Below are 19,938 nucleotides of genomic sequence, written 5' to 3'. Positions count from 1 at the left end.
TTTCCGTATGCCGCCGCAGGTGCCCGGCTGCTACGTTGAGCCAATCTGCCGCTTCAACCGCCGTCGCACCGTGCCGACCCCGGCACGCCCCAGCACGAGGAGCGTTGAATGCCGTCACCCACGCCCGTCCCCGCCCCGTGCGGCATGACGCCCATCACCCCGGAGTCCGCGCCGGACAGCCCGGTCCTGGACCGTCTCGCCCACCGCGTACAGCAGCGTCTGGAGGCCGAGCAGGCCGCGACGAACCGCGTCGGCGACGGTGCCCACGCGGCCTCGCTCATCTGGCCCTGGCCGCTGTGAGCGCGCCTGCTGCTCGATGACACGACCCGAAGACGCCACCCCACTGCGCAGCTTCATTCTCAAGGTCGCCAACCGCTGCAACATCGACTGCGACTACTGCTACGTCTTCAACTCCAAGGACCAGACGTCGCGGCACCTGCCCGCCCGGATGAGTCTGGACGTGGCACAGGCCGCCGCCCGACGGATCGGCGAGCACGCCGCCACGCACGGCTTACGGGAGGTCCACGTCGTCCTGCACGGCGGTGAGCCCCTGCTCGTCGGTCCGCGGCACATGGGCGATCTGCTGCGCACCCTGCGGGACGGTGTCCCGGCGGAGACGGACGTGCGGTTCGAGCTCCAGACCAACGGGACGCTGCTCAGCGCGGCGTGGCTGGACCTCTTCGAGCGATACGAGGTCGTCGTGGGCGTAAGCCTCGACGGGCCTCCGGCAGCCAACGACCGGCACCGGCTGAGCCACACCGGGCGATCGAGCGTCCTCTCAGCCGTCCGCGGCATCGAACTCCTCCGCTCCCGGCCGCATCTGTTCGCCGGGCTGCTCGCCGTGGTCGACCTGGCCAACGATCCGGTCGAGGTACACGACTACCTGGCGTCGTTCGAGCCCCCGGTGATCGACTTCAACCTGCCGCACGGAACGCACGACGACCCGCCGCACCGCGACGACCCGGCCCTGCCCGAGTACGGGATGTGGATGAGCCGCGTGTGGGACGCCTGGCTCGCCCGCCCTCAGTACCGGCACAGCGTCCGGATGCTGGAGGACATCGTGGCCCTCAGCTCCGGCGTCCGCGGCTCGGTCGAAACCCTGGGCCTCACCCCACCGGCCGGCGTCGTGATCGAGTCCAACGGCACGATCGAAGGCGTGGACACGCTCCGTTCCGTCGAGGAAGGCGCCTCCTGGCTGGGCATCGACCTCCTCAACCAGTCCTTCGACCAGACCATGCACCACCCGAAGCTTCGCCACCGGCACGATGGCAAGGCAGCACTGGCCGATCAGTGCCAGGACTGCCCGCTGGTGGAGGTCTGCGGCGGGGGCTACCTCCCGCATCGCTACAGCGCCGCACGCGGCTACCGGAATCCCTCCGTGTACTGCGCGGACCTGGAGTACTTGATCCGGCACGTCCAGGGCTCCCTGCGCGAGTACGGCTGGAGCACCTACGCGCCGGGCCGCACCGCCACGGTGGGGGCCCGCGTTGAAGCGAGCGAGTGAAGCAATTGAGGAACGACAGGAGATGCCGATGACCGTGACGATCCGCCCCGCCGAAAAGCGGGACGTCCTCGCCCTGGCCGAGCTGATCGAGGAGATCGAGCGGTTCTACGGTTCGACCGAGGTCCAGCCGCTCGATGAACGCCAGGCACAGGTGGAGGAAGCCCTGTTCGGCTCGCCGCCCATGGTCTTCGCCCTGGTCGTCGAGGACGAGGCGGGTGACCTCGCCGGGCTCGCGGCCTACTCGTTCCTCTGGCCGGCCGCGGGTTCCTCCCACTCGCTGTTCCTCAAGGAGCTGTACGTCCGCGACACCCTGCGCCGCCAGGGCATCGGCGCCCGGCTGATGGATGAACTCCGCGCCCTCGCCGCCGCGCGTCCTGGGTGCAGCCGCGTCGAGTGGATGACCGATCGCGACAATGCGGAGGCGCGTTCCTTCTACAAGTCGCTCGGGTTCGCCGAGTTCGACGGGAAGATCGTCTATCGGGTCGATACCAGCACCGCGTGAAGGAGTGTGTCACACGATCAACCGACCCCTCGGAATCGCTCTTCCGAGGGGCCATCTCGAACAGCGAGCCCCGCGGGCTCGTCCTTCCACGCTTCCCGTCGACGTGAGGGTCAATTGCCCTTCGTCATGACGATGTCGGGGCACACGTCCGGGTCTACGTCGTCGAACAGGACAGGGTGCGCGCTGTCGCCCCCCACGGTCAGGAAGGTGATCGGATCGGGGTTGCCCGGCTCTGGTCCGTTGTCGAAGTCGAGTCTGATCTGCATCCCCTTGATGCCGCTGCGCGGCTCGTACTCCCAGGTTCCGGAGCCGTCGAACGACCCCAGGCTGTCGTCGCCGTGCTCGTAGTCCCGGTAACGCCAGTTACGCACCTGGAAGTCGGCCTGTGCGTCCTGGGCCGCCGCCGTGCCGGGTCGGTGGTACGTGAGGTCGACTCTCATGCCGCCAGTCCCCGCGTATCGACCGGACAAGTCCGCCGCGCTCACCCCGGATGCCGCCTTCGGGCAGCCATGCGACGGATTTCCGCTCACCGCGTTCATCAGCCGTAGGTAGCCCACGGTCAGCAGCAGCATGAAGACGCACGAGAAGATGACGCCGCGGGTGATCGAGCCATACATCCACCTCGCCACGCGCCGCATTGTCCCGGGAGCCGCCTTAGTGGTCATCGGGGTTGAGCCGTTCCGTCCAAGTGACGTTTTGAGAGACGCTGTGTGTCGGTCCGGAGCCAGGGTTGAGCGATTCCATCCAGTCGTGGTAGCCCATGTAATGGAGGAACGACGAAACGCTGGTTGTATTGTCCAAGGTGTACTTCACCACGACAGACCCGTCAGGGTCGACACCAGTGATCTCGTAGTCGACACTATAGGAGCCAAGGAATGCCTGACCGAGCCCATCTTCATCATTGGTGGCGATAGCGGGGGCATCCTCACCGAGGAACTTCTTTCCAGCGCCGATGTATCCGTCCTCGCTGATCGAATAGTTTGCCTCCCCCGTACCTTTCCCGCCTCTCCACCCGTCCATGGTCTGCCTCCGAATATCCTTCATGCTCTCGCTGCGCTGGATGAGCTCCGTGAGCTTGTCCCCGCTGGTGAAGTCCTGATGCGTAGGACCTTGATTCGACAGCCAATCGAGACCGAGATCGTAGGGAGATTTGTTATTGCGCTCAGGATGTGGATCTTTGCCGTCCATCGCCAAGTTCAACGCATTGTACTGGGCGGTACTGAGGGAGGATGTGTGGTTGATGTCAGTCAGTTGCCGCTTGGCGTTGAACCATTGATCGACCCCGATGTCCTGCATGAGCGTGATTGACAGGTTTTCGTCCACGAGGTGCGCCTTGCGGACAAGTGAAATGATCTCGTCCTGAGCAGCATCGAGGTCCTTCTCGGACACGTCCTTGGAATCTTCGGCGTCCTTCCGGGATACCTGCCCTTGAGCACCGACGTGCAGCCCCATGTCCTCGGCTCTGGTGACTGCGTCCTTCAGTTCCCTTCGCGCCACCCTCAGTTCGCCGACGCCGTCCACCAGGACCTTCTTGACGGCACCGGATACCTTGACAGCCGCCGCCACCTGCCGCTGAATATCGTCGATCTGTGACCACGCATAGGGGGCGGCCGCACCCTCCCAGTACCCCTTGTCCTTGAGGGGCTTGAGCACCTCATCGCGTATTCGGTCGGGAAGCTTCTCGATCTTCCTGTGTACTTCGCCCCACTTCGTGGCAAGCCTGTCCAGCGTGGAGAAGTCGGCGGACATGAGTTCCTGGTAGAAGGACGGCATCACTCACCCCCGTTCTGTGACAGATAAGGCCCATATGAGGGCGGATATACGGCATCCGACCCCCCGGAAGGTGCGCTCTGCTTCAGGTAAGGGCTGAAGCCATCCTTGACGCCGTGATCGGTGTCATTGTAGGCGAGGGCTGCCTGCCGGAGGCTCTTGGAGATGTTATTGAGCCACGCAGTCACCAACCCCGCCTGCTCTTCCCAATTTTCATGCGACCTCTTCAATGCGTCGGCGGTTGCGAAACCCTCCAGGGCCTTGGACGCCGAGAGCGTCAGCCCCTCCAGCGAAGCGGCGGGGGCGTAGAAGGCATCGTGAACGTCGTCTGCCTTCCCTGCGGCGCTTTCCAGAACCTTGTCCGCGATTTTCAGGTTCGGCGCAACCGGACCTTGCACGCCGGGAGGGAGTGAACGCTTCGGCGGTGGAGCGGAAGAGTCATAAACATTCGGCTGGCTAGGATACTGCGTCTGCAACGGTGGCGGAGCCACGATCCCTTGCTCCCCCGGAAGGAGTGGAAGCCACTTATCTGGCGGCTCGGGAAGTTTGTCGCCATCCTTGTGACTAGAATCAGTCATGAGAAGTCCCCCCACAATCCACGTGCAGTAGGCACGCATACCCATCGATCCACGTCGAGGCTACCTTGCGTGTGCATGACTAAAACACTTCGACACGCGGCACCGGCGAGGACTGCGGACCCAGCGCTGGAGAGAATGACAGCGTGATCGATCCTGTCGAAAGCGCCTGGCGCGGGGATGTGGGAGCTGCACTTCAGTCGCTGCACGGAGCCGCGCTACACCTGGGGTATCCCGTATGTGGCTCCTTTGTACGACGGCCGGTACCGGGTCGACGGTCCGTCCAGGAGTGAGAGCGTCGGGGAGGCCGGGGGCGTGGAAGAAGCCTTGTCTAGTGGTGATCGGACGGCTGCCTCCGGGCTGCGGTCCGGCCTTCGTCGGCACCCCGCTGGAACTCGCAGCGTTCGAGAGGGAGCGAGGGGCGCAGTAGGGGGGCCGTTGCTTCGTTGGGGCGGCCTCGGTCAGTGGGCCGGCCCAGGCGCGTTCGCAGCATGATCAGTGACGTCGGCAGGTGCTGTGTGAGGCGTATACGCAGTACCTGGTCGCCCTCCACGATCGCGATGTGGCGATGGACGACGTGTTGCGTGCGCTTGGTGCGGAGGCTCCTGATCAGGCGGTCGTCGAGGGGCGGGTGGAGACGTTCATCGCGCTGGCGCGCGAGGTGCACCGGGCTGCCGAGGTGGTGCTGTTGGAGGGGCCGTCGGGGGTGGGCGAGGCCGTGAGTGGGGTGGCGGAGGCGTCGAGTGCGCTCTCCGGCGTGATGCGGCGGATGGTGGACGATGCGCGCCGCGGTGACACCTCGCGCAGGGCTGAGGACTTGGCGCTCGCGGCGGCGAGGTCGGACGCGTTGTGGGAGGCGGTGAAGGGGTTCCGGCTGGTGGCAGGGGGTGTTCTGGGGGCCGGGGGCTGAGGCGGTGGGCGGGGAATGCGTTGGCGGGGTGGTCGGGGTGGGGGTCAGAATCGAGGGGATGACCTGCACCGTGAATTCCCTCGCCCTGCGCGTCGTCGTTCCCGACGCCGACGAGGAAGGCGCCGTGGCGCAACTTCGCCCCATCGTCGACGGCCGTGACCTCGTGACCGAGGTCTTCGACCGGGGTCCGGCGGCGGACCCCTTGCGGATGTTGCGGGCGGACAGTCCGCTGCGGGCGGCGGCGACGGACGGGCCGCGGGAGATGCGGTGGGCGGAGGCGCTGTGCACCGAGGAGTGCTGCGGTGCGCTGTATGTGACCGTACGGCGGGACGGCGATCAGGTGGTGTGGGACGGCTGGCGCGATCCGTACGAGGGGGAGGTCGCGCTCGGCGAGTTCCGCTTCGACGCCCGCGCGTACGACGCCGAGGTCGAGCGCGTCGCGACGGGCGACGGCTGGGAGTGGCCCGGGCATGCCGTCGCCCGGCTGCTGGACTCCGAGTTCCGTCGGCACCCCGAGTGGCTGGAGCGCTGGCAGTGTCGGTTCGGCTCGGTGTTCTCATTGCCGTGGGAGCGGGAGCGGATCACGTTCAGCTTCTTCCATCCCGAGTTCCCTCCGGCCGAGGACGGGGATCCGTGGCTACAGTTCCTGATGACGGAGCCCGTCACGGACGCGGCGCCGGATGAGCAGGTGAGGGCGTTCGTCGAACGGATCACCGTGAGCGACCCGCGGGCCGCCGCGGACGTCTGCGGCGGTTCGCGCGAGAGCGCGGAGCGGCTGGGTTATCCCTGGCCGCAGAGGCCGAAGAGGCGGGAGAAGCGGTGAACGCCATCGACGCACTCGTCCAGCTGTGTCCGCCGCCGGACGATCCGCCGGGCCCGATCGACTGGGACGCGGTCGAGACCGTCCTCGGAATGCGGCTGCCCGCGGACTACAAGCGGCTCGCCGCCACGTACGGGCCCGGGGATTTCGCCGATTTCATCAGCATCTGCCATCCCCACGGCTACACCGAGTACAGCAACCTCACCGGCCGCATGCCCGGCATCATCCGGGAGTACGTACAGCAGGACTACGACCAGGGCAGAGCGCCTGTCCCCTGTCACCCGCGGCACCTGTTCACGATGGGCCGTATCGGCAACGGCGAAAACCTCTTCTGGATCACCGAGCCCCTGGACGCCCCCGACACCTGGCGCATCGCCGGGACCGAGGACCGCGGGCTCCGCTGGTTCACCTTCGACGGCACACTGACCGAGTTTCTTGTCTCGGTGCTGAGCGGTGAGACCGTGGTGCCCCTATCGGTGGCGTTCACACCTTCCGTCCCCACACCCTGGGTGCCCGTCAACGTGAGGAGGACGCCGCCCATCGACACGGAGAGCATCCGGGAGTGGGGGCGGGCTCATGGGTACGACGTGCCCTTCCGTGGCCGGGTGCCCGCGGAGGTGCGCGAAGCCTACGATCGGGCCCATCCCTGCTGAGCTGTCAGGCCTTTCCGGCGTAGGACGCGAGGCGATCGGCGAAGGCGCGGACGAGGGCGCGCAGTTCGTCGGGGCGCTCGATGACGAACGGCCGGTCGAGTGCGGCCAGTACCGGGGGCAGCCAGTCAAGGCGTTCCGCACGGAGCCGAACGCGCAGCCAGCGTTCGGGCGCGCGGTCCTGGCCTGTCGCGGGCTCGGGCTCGCGGTCGCGGTCGCGGTCCTCCAACGTCGCGATGCTTAGCGGGAGGTGGGCGCGGATCTGCTCGGGCGTGCCGTGGATCCGCAGGGTCACCTCGTGTCGGTACTCGGTCGAGGCGAACCCTGACAGCACGCGCTGTGCCGGGCCGGTGTCCACGGGAGGCTCGAAGGAGCCGGGCAGGGTACGGGCGTCCGCGATGCGGTCGAGGCGGAAGGTTCGGTCCTCGTCGATCCCGGCGTCCTTGCCCGTGACGTACCACCGGCCCGAATGGGCGACGATGCCGTAGGCGTACAGGGTGCGTTCGCTGCGGCGGTCGTGACCGTCGGTGTATCGCATCGAGACCGGTCGGTGGTGGCGGACCGCGTCGGCGAGGGTGAGCAGGATCCCGGTGTCGGGGGCGGCGAACTCGCCGGGCTGATCGGTGAAGGCGAGCGATTCCAGGAGCGCGTCGAGCCGGCGGGCGACGTGCTGGGGCAATACCCGCCGGATCTTGGCCGATGCCGTTTCGCTCGCCGTGTGCCCCGCCGTCATCAGCCCCGTTCGTCGGCCGGCGACCAGGCCGAGCAGCACGACCAGGGCCTCGTCGTCGCTGAGCATGAGCGGGGGCAAGCGGTACCCGGGAGCGAGTCGATACCCGCCGTAGCGGCCGCGCACCGACTCCACGGGCACGTCGAGGTCGACCAGGTGGTCCACATACCGCCGCACGGTGCGCCCGTCGACGCCGAGCCGATCGGCCAGTTCGGCCACCGTGCGCGTACCGCCCGACTGAAGCAGCTCCAGGAGGGTCAGCACGCGGCCGGTGGGACGAGGCATGTTTCGCAGCCTAGTACGTATACCGGGCCGATTCTGTCCCCTATTTCTCCTAGCCTGCGACGCGCAGCAGTCAGCTCCGGCAGCTAAGGAACACCATGGACTTCGTCTCGATCCGCATCATCACCGCCGACGTCGCCCGCCTCGTCGAGTTCTACGAGCGCGCCACGGGGGTGCGGGCGCTATGGGCCACCGAGGACTTCGCCGAGCTGAAGACTGCCCACGCCACCCTTGCGATCGCCGGCACCCGCACCCTCCCGCTGTTCGCCCCGGACTCTGTCCGTCCGGCGGACAACCACAGCGTGATCATCGAATTCCGCGTCGCCGACGTGGACCGCGTGTACCGGAACCTGACCGCCTTCGTCACCGACTTCGTCAACGAGCCCACCACGATGCCCTGGGGCAACCGGTCGCTGCTGTTCCGCGACCCGGACGGCAACCTCGTCAACTTCTTCACCCCCGCCCGGGTCCGTCCCTCATGAGGGTGGAGGTCGGCGTGGAGGTCGGAGCCCCGTTCGCCGAAGGTCGGACGCGAGCGGGGGCGGGGGTGTTCGGCGTACGGGGTTACGAGCGGCCCGCCTTGGACGGGCCGAAGAACTCGATCTCGGCGATGGCCACCTGCTTCTTGCCATTGGCTCCGTAAGCCGACTGGATCGTGAAGCGGACCGCGGTGACGTTCTGGGCGCGGAACTTGTGGCGCTGGAAACCCGCGCCCTGGTCGAGGTTGAGTTCGCGGACCGTGGTCTTGCCGTCGTCCGTGGTGATCCGGGCCTCGATGCGGTGCGGGAGGGCGGACTTGGTGAGGGTTTCGCCGCGGCCCGACATCCCGGGGGTGATGCCGATGTCCAGCAGCCGTACCGGGTCGCGGAAACGCGCCTCCAGCCACTCGCCCTTGGCGGACTGCGTGACGCCCGGCCCCCACCAGGAGTTGCTGACCACGTCGAACGCCTTGTCCGGGCCGTGCTGGGGGAACGAGCGGGACGCTCTGTACGAATCCGGGTTGAGCGGGGCGCGCTTGGCGAAGTGGTCGCGTACGGCGCTGACGGCCGTAGGGGTCTGGAAGAGGGCCCAGCCCACCAGGGCCAGCACCGCCGCGAGGACCAACCAGCGCAGGATGCGGCCGATCTGGTAGCGCAGGCGCGGGCGGTCGCCCGCCCAGGGCTGTTCCCGGTTGCGGTAGTCGAACAGCCGCCGCCACCAGGGGAGGCGGCCCGGGTTCTCCGGGCCCTCGGCCATCGGCATGGCGCAGCGGGCGCAGAAGTGGCGGTCGGGGCGGTTGGCGGTGTGGCACCAGGGGCACGCGACGCCGCCGTGGTTGTCCGGCGCGACCGGGGCGCGCACCTCGGGGCGGGCGGGCGCCGGGCGGCCCGGGAGGACCGGGGCCACGGCCGGAAGGCGTTCGGGTTCGCCCTGCGGGTCGGCCACCGGGACGAGGAGGGCGCGGGCGCGGTCCGTGGTGGATTCCGGGTCGGGGGTGCCGGTGCCTCCCGCGGACGCCGGGGTGGTGGCCCGGGGCACCGGGCGGGTCGGGTCGGCGTCGCCTGCGGGGGGCGTAGGGGTCGTTGGCCCCGGCGGCGCCCCGAAGCCCGGCGGGGCGGAGCCGTATGGGGCGGGGTTCTGCGGGGTGGGGTTCTGCGAGGCGGGGCCCTGCGGGGCGGGGCCGTATGAGCCGGGTCCCTGCGGGGCGGGGCCGTACGAGGCCGCCGCTTGGCCCGGTGTACCGGGGGCGGCGGTTGCCGGGTGGTACGGGCCAGGCGCGCCACCGGCCTGAGCAGCACCACCGGGAGCACCACCGCCCGCACCACCGCCCGCAGCACCGCCCATCGGGGCACCGCCACCCGCAGCACCGCCGCTCGGCGTGCCGCCACCCGGCGCCGGGTCGCGGGCCTGGCGCGGGTCCGCCGCGGGGGCAGGGGCCGCGGCAGGGGCCGGGTCGGCGGCGCGCGGCGCCGGGGGCCGGTCGTCGGGCAGGACCGCGTTGCAGCCGTCGCAGAAGGACTGCCCCGGCTCATACCGCGTGCCGCATTCGTCGCAGGTCAGGGTGGTCGGCTCGTCGGTGCCACGGCCACCGGAGGACTGTCTGGGGGTCATGACTCGGAGGTCCTTTCGGCAGCGGTCACCTGGACCGTGTACGGGACGTGGGCGGGACGGGCGGCGTTGACGAGTTCGTCGAGGCGGTGTTCGTCGGCCGGGGTCGGGGACGGGAGGCGCAGGGTGACGTGCAGCCGGGGCCGAGGAGCGCCGGGGAACGGGCCGCGGGGGCGCGCACTCCACGTGGCGCCGCCGCTTTCGGTGATCTCGGGTGCGACGCCGAAGGCGAGCCGTACCGTCTCGGCCAGGCCGAAGCGGGTGCCGCGGACCCGGTGGAGGTACGCGGCGGCGGCGACCGCGGCGCGGAGCCGGGCCACGCCCTCCGGGTGGTCGTCCTCGATGCCGTCGGTCTCGGCGCCGATCCACCAGCCGAGCCAGCGGGTGAAGTCGGCGGGCGCGAGGGCGGGGCTGAAGTAACTCTCCTGGCAGTCCAGGACGTTGAGGATGGGGGCCAGGACCTCGTCGAGACCGGCGATGAAGCGCTGCGCGAGGTCGTCGTCGGCGAAGACGGCGGGCAGCATCATGCCGAGCGGGGAGGACGAGGCGAGGCCGTCGATGGAGCCCCTCATGTGTCGTCCCCGATCACGCGGACGCGGTGGTCGTAGGAGAAGACCAGGGACGGCGGGTCGAGGTCGATGCGGTCGGTGCGGTCGCCGCGCTTGCCGGTCAGCGGGTCGGCGGCGTGCAGCCGTACCTCGTCCACCAGCTCCACCCCGGGCACGCGCTGGAGCACCGCGAAGATCTCGCCCGACTGGACGGGGCGGCCGAAGGGCCAGCCCTTGCCGTCGGCGCCGCCGGTGAGGGGGTCGAGGTGGCGGTAGAGGGCGTCGTGGGCGTCGCGGCGTACGCGGTCGGCGTCGACGCCGCGGAAGGCGTGCACGGTGGCGACGACGGTGACGCCCTGGTAGTACGGCGGGCCGACGGCCAGCCGGGTGCCGATGAGCCGCCGTTCGTCCAGGTAGCGGGTGATGCGCTGGAGGAGGGCGTCGGCGGGGACGAGCTGTTCGAAGCGGAGCCGCCCGCCGGGGTCGGGGACGGCGCTGGGCACGACGAGGACGCGTACCGCGTAGGAGCCGTACTCCTCCAGCTTGCCCTCGATGCAGGTGATGCGGGCGGTCTCGGGGGCGGCGCGGCGGGCGAGTTCCTCGTAGTCCCGCAGGGTGACGGCACGGTCCTGGGCGCGCAGCGTGATGGGGGCGCGGGCCTTCGCCTCCTCGACGGTTTCGCCGTCGACCCCGCCCTGCGCGGCCTCGCGGTTGACGACCTCGGCGACGTACGGGACGGAGTCGCGCAGGGTGCGGATGGCGCCGCGCGCGACGTTGCCGGTGCGCCCGCCGCCGGTGCGGTAGCGGCGGGCGCGGATCACGGCGCCCTTGGGCGGGACGGCTCCGTACTGGCGCAGGGTGCCGTCGGGTTCGCGGACGGCCGGGCCGAAGGCGATCTCGCCGGTCGCCGCGTCGAGGGTGAGGTGGCGGTCGTACGGGCCGGAGGCGGCGAAGTGCGGGACGACGTCCCAGTCGGTCCAGCCCCCGTCCCCGGCGAAGTCGGCCACCTGGAGGTGGAGCGGGGGCACGTCGCCGACGACAGGGGCGTGGGCGAGGCGCAGCCGCTGGCCGGGCAGCCCGGTGGACTCGCCCAGGGCCTCGTCGTACACCGACTCGGCGTGGACGGCGGGAACGGTGCCGCCCATGCTGAACGCCTCCGCGGAGCGCACCGTGGGCGAGGTGGTGTAGAAGGGCTGGCCGGTCTCGGGCTCGGTGACCCGGCAGCGCAGCCAGCCCGCCTCCTTGCGGCCGGTGCGGGAGAGGATGTGGCCGCCGGGGATGTGGAGGACGACGTCGCCGGGGCGGTTGAGGCCACCGGTGGTGTCCTGGTCGACCTCGCACTCCACCCAGCCCTCGGCGGTCCACGCCTCCCAGACCAGCGGCGGCTGCCGCGGGTCGACGCCGACGCCGTCGACCCGGCTGTCGAGCCGCAGCGCGACGGCGCAGTGCGGGACGGCGGCGCTGAGCCCGAGCAGCATGCAGTCGCCGGGCGCCGGGGATTCGGCGAAGCACAGCAGGTCCGTGCCCTCGATGAGGTCGGTGGTGCGGTCGGTGACCTGCTCCCCGCTGTGCTGCACGGCGAGGTGGCGCAACTCGCAGGGCACGACGGTGAGTTCGCGCTCGGTGGCGAAGACGATGGAGTCCTCGCCGTCGGCGCGCAGGGTGGCGGTCTCCGTGCCGACGGGGACGCGGACCGGATCCTCCTGCGGCGCGGACAGCCAGAACGTGACGTCGGTGCGCGCGGCGGACGGCGGGAAGAGGGTGATGCCGACGAGGTCGAGGAAGGCCAGGTGGTTCTTCTCGGGGATCCGGTTGAGCCGGTACACGATCTGGTCGGCCATGTGGGCGACGGTTTCCACCAGGGTGACCCCGGGGTCGGACACGTTGTGGTCGGTCCACTCCGGGGCGCGCCGCTGGATGTAGCGCTTGGCGTCGTCGACGAACTGCTGGAAACGCCGGTCGTCGAGGTTCGGGGAGGGCAGTGCCATCAGCGTTCGCTTTCGGTGGCCGGTCCGCCGCCGTCGCCGGTGCCGTGGTCGGGGCCGTTCGGGCCTGCGGCATCGGCGGACGGATCGGAGTCGTCGTGGGACGGGATGACGTAGAACGGGAAGACGAGGTTGCGCGGGTTGTTGGTGCCGCGGATGACGTAGCGGACGTCGATGTACAGCACCCCCTGGTCGTCGCCCGCGGTCACCTCCACCTCGCGCACCTCGATGCGGGGCTCCCAGCGGTCCAGGGTGGTGAACACCTCGTGCTGGATGCGGCCCGCGGTGGCCTCGTTGACGGGCGCGAAGACCAGGTCGTGGATGGCGCAGCCGAACTCCGGGCGCATGGGCCGCTCGCCCGGGGCGGTCGCGAGGACGAGCCGGATGGCCTCCTCGATCTCCCGCTCCCCGCTGACCAGGGCGATGCCCCCGGTCGGGCTGATGCGCATCGGGAAGGACCAGCCGGATCCGACGAACTGCCCGGCCATCAGACCACCACCGGAACGTGGCTGTTGATCGTGACGAGGCCGGTCAGGGCGACCGAGGTGCCCCCGACGGTGATGGCGCCGGGGGTCATCATCGTGAACGTCGCGGGCAGGACGTTGACCGCCCCGGCCGTCACGCTCAGGGCCCCGGTCTGGATCGAGCCGCTGCCGCCCTTGATGTTGAACGCGGCGCCCGCGGTGGCGGACAGGGCACCGCCCGCGTTGAGGGTGAGCGCTCCCCCGGCGTTCAGGTTCATGCTGCCGCCCGCCCGCAGGCTCAGATTGCCGCCGGCCTGGACGGACACCGCCCCGGTTCCCTTGATGACGACGGTTCCCTTGCTGTCCACGCTGATCTCGGTCTTGGTGCGGTCCAGGTTGATGGTGAGCCGGTCGTTGCCGGTGCTCAGCCGCACCCCGCGCTTGCCGATCTTCTGGCTGAGCAGGTCCAGCCGGTTGTTCTCCCGGTCGGCGACGGTGTGCCGGGTCGCCTTGCCCTTGAGGGCGTCGTGCAGCGGTACGTCGCCGCGCTTCGGCTTGTCCTTGCCGTTGTAGAGGCCGCCGATGACGTACGGATGGTCCAGCGCGCCGCGGTCGAACGCCACCAGCACCTCGTCGTTGACGTCCAGCGGGAAGATGCTGCCGCCGCCCACCCCGGCGGACTGCACGGTGCGGGTCCAGTCGCTCACGTAATCCGGGTCCAGCCAGGGGAACTTCAGCTTCACCCGGCCCTGCTTCAGCGGGTCCTTCACGTTGGTGACGATCGCGTTGGCCACGGACGGCATGCGGGGCGCGGCCGCCTCGCCGCCGGAGGCGAGCCCGTACAGGGACCGCCACTGGCGGCCGCTGACGGTCACCAAGGTCGTGTACGGCCTGCTCATCTCGAAGACGTGGCGGACGCCCGTCATCGTGTACTTGCCGTCGAAGGGCTTTCCGACGTCCCGCAGCGTCACCGGGATGTCGGCGCGCAGCTTGGGGTTGCCGTGGACGGTCACCTCCAGCTCGGCGAAGGCCGACGTCACGTCGTCCGCCAGCGCCTGCGCCGCCCGGCCGACCTCGCCCTGCTGGTCGTACGGGAACGAGGCGTCGACCAGCTTGGTCGCCTTGAACTTCGCCGTCCCGGCGCCCGGCTTGGTGCCGTTGGCGAGGGCCGGGTTGCCGGTCGTGGGCGCCTGGGCGGTGATGGCCTTCTTGGCCTGCACGTTCCAGCCGCGCGCCTGCACCTGGGGCACCTGGTCGGCCGAGGTGACGGAGGCCCGGCAGCGCAGGACGTCCACGCCGCCGTGGAGCACGAACGGGCTCTTGTCCCCGTCCGTGCTCGGCGGCGGCGCCCCGGAGGCGTTCTTGCGGCTGACGAACTGGAACTTCCCCTTGGCGTCCAGGAACATCACCTTCTTGTTCTCCTCGGCCAGCCGGGCGAGGAAGTCCCAGTCGGTGATGTTGTCCTGGGTGATGAACTCGTAGGTCGTTTTGGTCGGTTCGATCCGGCCCACGGTGACCCCGCTCTTCCCGACCAGCCGCTTGACGATGTCGGAGGCCCGCATGGCGGTGTATCCGGCCACCCGGCGCTGGCGCAGCATGCGGTGGCCCAGGTCGTAGCCGCGGACGACGGTGAACCAGCCGGTGGAGTCGTAATCCGTCTCCAGCCCGGTGACCTCGCCGGTGAACAGCGGATCCTGCGCCCCCTTGCCGCTGGCGACGGGCGCCAGGACCACCTTGGTGCCGATGGTGATCTTCGCCAGCCCCAGCACGGTCCGCTTCGGGTCGCGGAAGGTGAGCTGGAACGCGCCGGGCACCCCCGCCCCGAAGTCCACCCACGCCTCCGCCAGAAGCGGCGCGACCTCGGTGGGGTGCAGCGGAGTGCCGTCCAGCTTGACGTGGATGATGCTGGAGTACGAGATCGGCGGCATCAGGCGGTCACCTCCTCGACGGCGGGCAGGATGAGTTCGGTGCCGGGCGCGAGGCGGGACGGGTCGTCGATGCCGTTCGTCTCGGCGATCACCCGCCACACGGTGGCGTCCCCGTACTCCCGCCACGCCAGCGACTGGAGCGAATCGCCCGCCACGAGGCGGTGCACACGGCGCGCGGTGAGCGCGCCGGACGTCGGGTTCTGCCCCTTCGTCTTGCTCGGAATCTCGTGCAGGCTCACCTGGCAGGTGGCCCGGATCGGCACCCCGGTCGTGCCGAACAGGGAGTACGTGACGTCCACGGACTCCACGTACGCCGTGAACCGGGCGGTGGAGAACGACCCCCATTGGAAGACCACCCACGGCGTGGACGGCTGCTTCGCGGCGAGGCTGGATGCCGTCACCTCGCAGCAGGAGAAGAGCGCCTCGACCTTCTTCAGCACCTCGTTGCTGTCCGGCTGGTCCGAGGAGTCGAGGAAGACGTCGAGGCTCAGCCGGCGCGGCTCGGGCCCCATGAACTCCGGCTGCCCGCCGTCCCGCACCGCCGGGCTCGGCGTCGCCTTCCAGTCCGTGCGGCGGCTCATGGTCAGCTGGGCCGGGTTGAAGTCGAAGTCGAAGTTCTTGATCAGCCCGCCGGGGGTGGTGCTCTGCCCGACCGGCGGCTCATGGATCGCGAGCGAGGCGCGGACCAGGCTCTTCCCGGCGCCGCCCCTGCCGCCCCTGCCGCCCTTGCCGCCGGGGTTTCCGCCCTTGCCGTTGGTGGCCATCTACGCCGCCCCCGCATCCGTGAAGCCGTGGTGGGTGATCTCCAGGACCTCCGTGGCGACCGCCGGGCTCGCCGGATCCAGCGACGGCCCCTGCCACCGCACGGGCAGCACGTCCAGCAGCCCCCACTGGGCCACCACCGAACCGTCCGCGCGGAGGGCGGCGATCTGCCCGGTGGGGCGGGTGACGCCCGTGGTGATGGACGACACCCAGGCCGCCACCTTCGCCGTGTCGGGCGTGAGGGGGCGGGTCAGCCGGATGCTGGAGTAGGTGACGCGGGACGGCAACTGCCAGACGAAGCCGTTGTTGCCGCCCTCCTGGTGGTGCTCGATCTCCACCTCGGACGACAGACCCTCGCAGCCGTTGAAGTACCCCAGGCTCTCGCCGTCGATGGTGAGGGTGAAGAAGATCGTGGATCCCGGGTCGAGATCACTGGGCATCGCGGGCGGCCTTCCTTCGTACGTCTTTCGTGTGCGGTCTGTCGTTCGGGTCGTCAACGTCGCGGGTCGTCAACGTCGCGGGTCGCGCAACTTGCCGATGCGCTCACGGTCGAGGCGGAACTCCGTTCTCAGCAGCCGGGTCAGCGGGCCGATGAGCCGGTGCACCAGCTCGTCGAACTGCCCGTCCGTGAGCGCCCGCGCGTCGAACGCGGCGGTCTGGGTGGCGGTGGAGGTGGTGGAAGTGGTGGTGGTGGTGCGTTTCTGGGTGCCCGTGTTCTTGGCCGGGCTGGACGCCCGTGCCGTACGGGACGCGGGTGGTGGTGTGGGGGCCTCCGCCGGTTGGTGCGGTGGGGTGACGGGTGGGGTCGGGGCCGCCGGGGTTGCGGGCGCTGGGGTTGGGGCGGGCGTCGGGACGGCGTCCCGCCGCTGCACCGTCGGACTGGTGCGCGCTGCCGTGGTCGACGGGAGTGGGGTGCTGGGGTACGCGGGGCTGTGGGGCCGCACCGATGGCCGCGCGGCCTCTTCGGTCGGCCGTCCCCCGCGCCCGGGCCCGCCGCCGGGCCCCGGCGATACGGACGGGAACGGCGCCTGCGGTGACGCGGCGCGCTGCACCGGCGGGGCGGCGGCCTGCGGGGACGGCGCCCCGGGCGCACGGCCCTCGGTCGGCCGCCCCAACGGCACGGACGGTGTGGGCGGTTGCGCACTGCCAGGCGAGCGCATCGCGCGCTGCACCGGCGGGGTGGAAGACGACGCAGACGAGGAAGCCTGCGGCAACGCCGCACTGGGCCCCGCCCCGGGCCCCACCGGTGCGGGCCCGCCCCCGGCGCCCGTCGATACGGACGGCACCGGCGGCGTTGCCGCCGTACCGACATCCGACTGCCCCGACGCTGCCGGGCGGCCGGAAAGGCGCCGCACCGCGCGGCCGATCAGCCCGGGCGAGGACGCAGATCCGGCATCCGCCGCGCGCTGTACCGGCGGGGCGGGCGGGAGACCGCGACCGGTCGTCGAACCCCCCGGGGGCGGTGCGCTGCCCGTGCCGACGCGGCGCAGCGGCACCGCCGTTGGCGCGGCGCTGCGCTGTACGGCCGCGGCGCCGGGCGAAGGCGTCGTCGGCAACGCCGAGGTCAGTGCCCGCGCCGGTGTCAGGGGCATCGAGGCCGGGGCCGGAGGGCGTTCACCTTCCGCCCGCTGCACGGCCGGTGCGGTCTCCAGGGGTACGGGCGGCGGAAGCGTCGCTTCCTTGGGCCGTACGACCGGCAGGGGCGAGCCGGAAGGCGCGACCGCGCGCTGTACGGGCGGCTGCTGTGTCGGCATCGGTGCCGACGGGGCGGGAGGCGAGGGCAGGGGCGAGGACAGGGGCGCGCCCAGCCCCGGACGCCGACGGCCGGACGGCACGCCCGCGGTCGGTGCACCTAAGCCCGTCCCTCCGGGGCCGGGCCCGCGCCGCGGGGCCACGGGCGACGGTGAAGGCTCGGGGGCCGGGGCAACCTGAGGGGAATCCGAACCCGACGGAGCAACGGCCCGCCGCTGGACGGGACGTCCGGCGGGCGTACCAGTCGTCGGCGCGCCCAGACCCGTACCCCCGGCCCCCGGGCCACCGGGCCCTCGCCGCTGCACCGCAGGCGTCGGAGCGCCCCCGCCCGGCTCACTCCCCCGCACCGCGTCCGCTGCCGGGGCTGGCGTCGGGTCAGGCGGAGCAACAGCCCGCCGCTGAACGGGACGCGCGGCGGCCGACGCCGACACGGGCGCGCCAGGCGTCGGTACGCCCCCAGGACCAGGGCCACCGAGATCCGGCCGCTGCACCGCGGGCGACTGCGCAGGCTCGGCAGGCGTCGGGGCAGACGCCCCCGGAGCCGGGGCCGGAGCAGAATCGGACGCCGGACCCGAACCCGACGGACCAACGGACCGCCGTTGAACGGGACGCGCAGCGGGCGATGTCGACGCGGGCGTACCGGTCGTCGGCGCGCCCAGGCCCGTACCCCCAGGTCCGGGGCCGCGCCGCCGGACCGCAGGCGACTGCGGAAGCTCGGGTGCCATGGGCGCCGCAGGAGCAGGCACCGATACCGGGGCCGCTGGCGTCGAGTCAGACGGAGCAACCGCCCGCCGCTGAACGGGACCCGCGGCGGGCGACGCCGACACGGGCGCGCCAGGCGTCGGCGCACCCCCCGGGCCAGGGGCGCCGGGACCCGGCCGCTGGACCGCAGGCGGCTGCGGAAGCTCGGAGGCCGTGGGCACGGCAGGCGCCGGGGCGGACGCCGCTTGGTCAGAGGCCGCCGCACCCGCACCCGACGGACCAACCGCCCGCCGCTGGACCGGACGCGCAGCAGGCGACGCCGACGCAGGCGCGACAGGCGTCGGTACGCCCCCGGGACCCGGGCCACCGGGAGCCGGCGGCTGCACCGCAGGCAACTGCGCAGACTCGGAAGCCGCAGGCCCGGCAGGTCCCGAACCCGACGGGTCAACGGCCCGCCGCTGAACCGGACGCGCAGCGGGCGACGCCGACGCGGGCGTACCGGTCGTCGGCGCACCCAGGCCCGTACCCCCAGGGCCGGGGCCGCGCCGCCGGACCGCAGGCAACTGCGGAAGCTCGGGAGTCGCGGGCGCCGCAGGAGCAGGCGCCGACGCGGGGGTCGCTGGCGCCGGGTCAGACCCCGCTGAACCCGACGGACCAACGGCCCGCCGTTGAACGGGACGCGCGGCGGGCGACGCCGAGGGAGGCGTACCCGTCGTCGACGCGCCCGCCGGGCCAGGGCCACCGGGACCCGGCCGCTGGACCGCGGGCGGCTGCGCAAGCTCGGGGCCCATGGGCGCGGCAGGCGCCGGGGCGGACGCCGCTTGGTCAGAGGCCGCCGGGCCCGGAGCTGAGTCGGGCGCCGACGGACCAACGGCCCGCCGCTGAACCGGACGCGCAGCAGGCGACGCCGACGCAGGCGCGCCAGGCGTCGGTACGCCCCCGGGACCCGGGCCACCGAGACCCGGCGGCTGCACCGCAGGCAACTGCGCAGACTCGGAAGCCGAAGGCGCGGCAGGTCCCGAACTCGACAGGTCAACGGCCCGCCGCTGAACCGGACGCGCAGCAGGGGACGCCCCCGACGCGGGCGCGCCAGGGGTCGGCGCACCCCCGGGGCCAGGACCGCCGGGTCCGCGCCGTTGCACCACAGGCGACTGCGCAGACTCGGAAGCCGCAGGGGCGGCAGGTGCCGAACCCGACGGGTCAACGGCCCGCCGCTGGACCGGACGCGCGGCGGGCGACGCCGACGCGGGCGCGCCAGGCGTCGGCGCACCCGCCGGGCCAGGGCCACCGGGCCCCGGCCGCTGCACCGCAGGCGACTGCGCAGACCCGGCAGGCGCCGCTGGGGCAGAGGGTTCCGGGGCCGGGGCGGAGTCGGACGCTTGCGGAACGGGCGCCGACGGAGCAGCGGGACGCGCAGCGGGCGCACCCGGACCCGCGGCCGCGGGCGCCGTGCGCAGGGCGCGGCGTTGTACGGCGGCGGGGGCCGTGGTCAGGGTTGGGCGGCGGGTCGGGGTCGCGGGGACCGGGCGTACCAGGGGGCGGCCCGGCGAACCGCCGGACGGCGGGGCCTCCGTGGGCGGTGGCTCCGGGCGGGCCATCGGCAGGGTCAGCGAGGGCGCGCCGAGGTCCGGGGACGGGATGCCCGACGTGCTGAGGGCGCCCCGGATCAGGCCGCCCGGCGCGCTGTCGAGGACGGCGTGCGACATCGTCCCGGCGAAGGACGGGTTCTGCCACGTGGTGAGCGAGCCGCCGAAGGCGGGGTCGGCGACGCCGCGCGGGGGCCGAGCGGCGGCCGTGGACTGAATCGGGGGAAGTCCAGCCCACGCGTCCGCCGCCCGGCGGTCTGTACGGTCGCCCGCGGAAGCGGAGCCGGACGCGGACCCGGACCCGGACCCGGACCCGGACCCGGACGGTCCGCCCGGCATCCCCACCGCGGATGCCGGACGGGCGTCCGGACGGGCGTCCT

22 protein-coding genes are annotated in these 19,938 nt (G+C 71.8%); 10 read left to right on the top strand and 12 right to left on the bottom strand.

All coding sequences use genetic code 11. From position 1 onward, the window contains the following. Window positions 1-108 precede the first annotated feature (108 nt). From haaA to haaN, 3 genes are read left to right on the top strand one after another with little or no spacing between them, the layout of a single operon-like run. The gene (gene haaA / locus LCH29_RS01520) at window positions 109-300 is read left to right on the top strand and encodes a HaaA family cyclophane-containing RiPP peptide (RefSeq protein WP_446459827.1); all 192 of its coding nucleotides are present in this window, start codon (window positions 109-111) and stop codon (window positions 298-300) included. A 16-nt stretch (window positions 301-316) separates the two neighbouring features. Next, window positions 317-1,504, top strand: coding sequence for an FxsB family cyclophane-forming radical SAM/SPASM peptide maturase (locus LCH29_RS01515; RefSeq protein WP_446459826.1), 1,188 nt, complete (start codon window positions 317-319; stop codon window positions 1,502-1,504). A gap of 28 nt (window positions 1,505-1,532) precedes the next feature. Then, a complete protein-coding gene (haaN, locus tag LCH29_RS01510) occupies window positions 1,533-2,006 on the top strand; it encodes a cyclophane-containing RiPP N-acetyltransferase HaaN (RefSeq protein ID WP_446459825.1) in 474 nt (157 codons plus the stop codon). A 110-nt stretch (window positions 2,007-2,116) separates the two neighbouring features. On the opposite strand, the gene LCH29_RS01505 is transcribed toward haaN, so the two are convergent. The 3 genes from LCH29_RS01505 to LCH29_RS01495 are packed head-to-tail and all read right to left on the bottom strand — an operon-like array spanning window position 2,117 to window position 4,267. Then, a complete protein-coding gene (locus tag LCH29_RS01505) occupies window positions 2,117-2,635 on the bottom strand; it encodes a hypothetical protein (protein WP_446459824.1) in 519 nt (172 codons plus the stop codon). 25 nt (window positions 2,636-2,660) lie between these two features. After that, window positions 2,661-3,755, bottom strand: coding sequence for a hypothetical protein (locus tag LCH29_RS01500; protein ID WP_446459823.1), 1,095 nt, complete (start codon window positions 3,753-3,755; stop codon window positions 2,661-2,663). A gap of 23 nt (window positions 3,756-3,778) precedes the next feature. Beyond that, complete coding sequence (locus LCH29_RS01495) at window positions 3,779-4,267, bottom strand: WXG100 family type VII secretion target (RefSeq protein ID WP_446459822.1); 489 nt, start codon at window positions 4,265-4,267, stop codon at window positions 3,779-3,781. Between the two features lie 264 nt (window positions 4,268-4,531). Between LCH29_RS01495 and LCH29_RS01490 the strand changes: the two genes are divergently transcribed. The 4 genes from LCH29_RS01490 (at window position 4,532) to LCH29_RS01475 (ending at window position 6,734) form a co-directional block, all read left to right on the top strand. Next, window positions 4,532-4,846 (top strand): DUF6193 family natural product biosynthesis protein, encoded by a 315-nt coding sequence (locus LCH29_RS01490; protein ID WP_446459821.1) that lies wholly within the window; start codon window positions 4,532-4,534, stop codon window positions 4,844-4,846. A gap of 67 nt (window positions 4,847-4,913) precedes the next feature. Continuing rightward, window positions 4,914-5,261 (top strand): hypothetical protein, encoded by a 348-nt coding sequence (locus LCH29_RS01485; protein WP_446459820.1) that lies wholly within the window; start codon window positions 4,914-4,916, stop codon window positions 5,259-5,261. A 58-nt stretch (window positions 5,262-5,319) separates the two neighbouring features. After that, window positions 5,320-6,084 (top strand): hypothetical protein, encoded by a 765-nt coding sequence (locus LCH29_RS01480; protein ID WP_446459819.1) that lies wholly within the window; start codon window positions 5,320-5,322, stop codon window positions 6,082-6,084. Beyond that, window positions 6,081-6,734 carry an Lsr2 family DNA-binding protein gene (locus LCH29_RS01475; RefSeq protein WP_446459818.1) on the top strand — a complete coding sequence of 218 codons (654 nt, stop codon included), beginning with the start codon at window positions 6,081-6,083 and terminating at the stop codon, window positions 6,732-6,734. The genes LCH29_RS01480 and LCH29_RS01475 overlap by 4 nt, the downstream gene beginning before the upstream one ends. A 4-nt stretch (window positions 6,735-6,738) precedes the next feature. Here the strand turns inward: LCH29_RS01475 and LCH29_RS01470 are convergent, their stop codons facing one another. Then, window positions 6,739-7,746 carry a helix-turn-helix transcriptional regulator gene (locus LCH29_RS01470; RefSeq protein ID WP_446459817.1) on the bottom strand — a complete coding sequence of 336 codons (1,008 nt, stop codon included), beginning with the start codon at window positions 7,744-7,746 and terminating at the stop codon, window positions 6,739-6,741. Window positions 7,747-7,841: 95 nt separating this feature from the next. Between LCH29_RS01470 and LCH29_RS01465 the strand changes: the two genes are divergently transcribed. After that, window positions 7,842-8,225 (top strand): VOC family protein, encoded by a 384-nt coding sequence (locus LCH29_RS01465; protein ID WP_446459816.1) that lies wholly within the window; start codon window positions 7,842-7,844, stop codon window positions 8,223-8,225. 82 nt (window positions 8,226-8,307) lie between these two features. Here LCH29_RS01465 and LCH29_RS01460 read toward each other — a convergent pair whose 3' ends face one another. The 8 genes from LCH29_RS01460 to LCH29_RS01425 all read right to left on the bottom strand — a co-directional run bounded on the left by LCH29_RS01460 (window position 8,308) and on the right by LCH29_RS01425 (window position 16,390). Then, complete coding sequence (locus LCH29_RS01460; RefSeq protein ID WP_446459815.1) at window positions 8,308-9,834, bottom strand: NADase-type glycan-binding domain-containing protein; 1,527 nt, start codon at window positions 9,832-9,834, stop codon at window positions 8,308-8,310. Further along, on the bottom strand, window positions 9,831-10,403 hold the full coding sequence (locus LCH29_RS01455) for a phage tail protein (protein ID WP_446459814.1): 573 nt from the start codon (window positions 10,401-10,403) through the stop codon (window positions 9,831-9,833). The genes LCH29_RS01460 and LCH29_RS01455 overlap by 4 nt, the downstream gene beginning before the upstream one ends. Next, complete coding sequence (locus tag LCH29_RS01450) at window positions 10,400-12,367, bottom strand: putative baseplate assembly protein (RefSeq protein WP_446459813.1); 1,968 nt, start codon at window positions 12,365-12,367, stop codon at window positions 10,400-10,402. Before LCH29_RS01450 ends, LCH29_RS01455 begins: the two co-directional genes overlap by 4 nt. Beyond that, window positions 12,367-12,852 (bottom strand): GPW/gp25 family protein, encoded by a 486-nt coding sequence (locus tag LCH29_RS01445; protein WP_446459812.1) that lies wholly within the window; start codon window positions 12,850-12,852, stop codon window positions 12,367-12,369. The genes LCH29_RS01450 and LCH29_RS01445 overlap by 1 nt, the downstream gene beginning before the upstream one ends. Continuing rightward, window positions 12,852-14,756: a VgrG-related protein gene (locus tag LCH29_RS01440; RefSeq protein WP_446459811.1), complete on the bottom strand. Its 1,905-nt coding sequence runs from the start codon at window positions 14,754-14,756 to the stop codon at window positions 12,852-12,854. Before LCH29_RS01440 ends, LCH29_RS01445 begins: the two co-directional genes overlap by 1 nt. Beyond that, window positions 14,756-15,520 carry a CIS tube protein gene (locus LCH29_RS01435; protein ID WP_446459810.1) on the bottom strand — a complete coding sequence of 255 codons (765 nt, stop codon included), beginning with the start codon at window positions 15,518-15,520 and terminating at the stop codon, window positions 14,756-14,758. The genes LCH29_RS01440 and LCH29_RS01435 overlap by 1 nt, the downstream gene beginning before the upstream one ends. Beyond that, a complete protein-coding gene (locus tag LCH29_RS01430; protein ID WP_123106463.1) occupies window positions 15,521-15,958 on the bottom strand; it encodes a phage tail protein in 438 nt (145 codons plus the stop codon). It abuts the gene before it with no gap. 69 nt (window positions 15,959-16,027) lie between these two features. Beyond that, on the bottom strand, window positions 16,028-16,390 hold the full coding sequence (locus LCH29_RS01425; protein WP_446459809.1) for a hypothetical protein: 363 nt from the start codon (window positions 16,388-16,390) through the stop codon (window positions 16,028-16,030). A gap of 10 nt (window positions 16,391-16,400) precedes the next feature. On the opposite strand from LCH29_RS01425, the gene LCH29_RS01420 reads away from it, so the two are divergent. Together LCH29_RS01420 and LCH29_RS01415 are read left to right on the top strand one after the other, a co-directional pair. Next, a complete protein-coding gene (locus LCH29_RS01420; protein ID WP_446459808.1) occupies window positions 16,401-17,450 on the top strand; it encodes a hypothetical protein in 1,050 nt (349 codons plus the stop codon). A 2,160-nt stretch (window positions 17,451-19,610) separates the two neighbouring features. Continuing rightward, window positions 19,611-19,775 carry a hypothetical protein gene (locus tag LCH29_RS01415; RefSeq protein WP_446459807.1) on the top strand — a complete coding sequence of 55 codons (165 nt, stop codon included), beginning with the start codon at window positions 19,611-19,613 and terminating at the stop codon, window positions 19,773-19,775. Window positions 19,776-19,938 lie beyond the last annotated feature (163 nt).

Source organism: Streptomyces sp. BRA346, assembly GCF_052851135.1.
The sequence above is the reverse complement of the archived record's forward strand: the minus strand, read 5'-3'. Positions and strand labels throughout refer to the sequence as shown.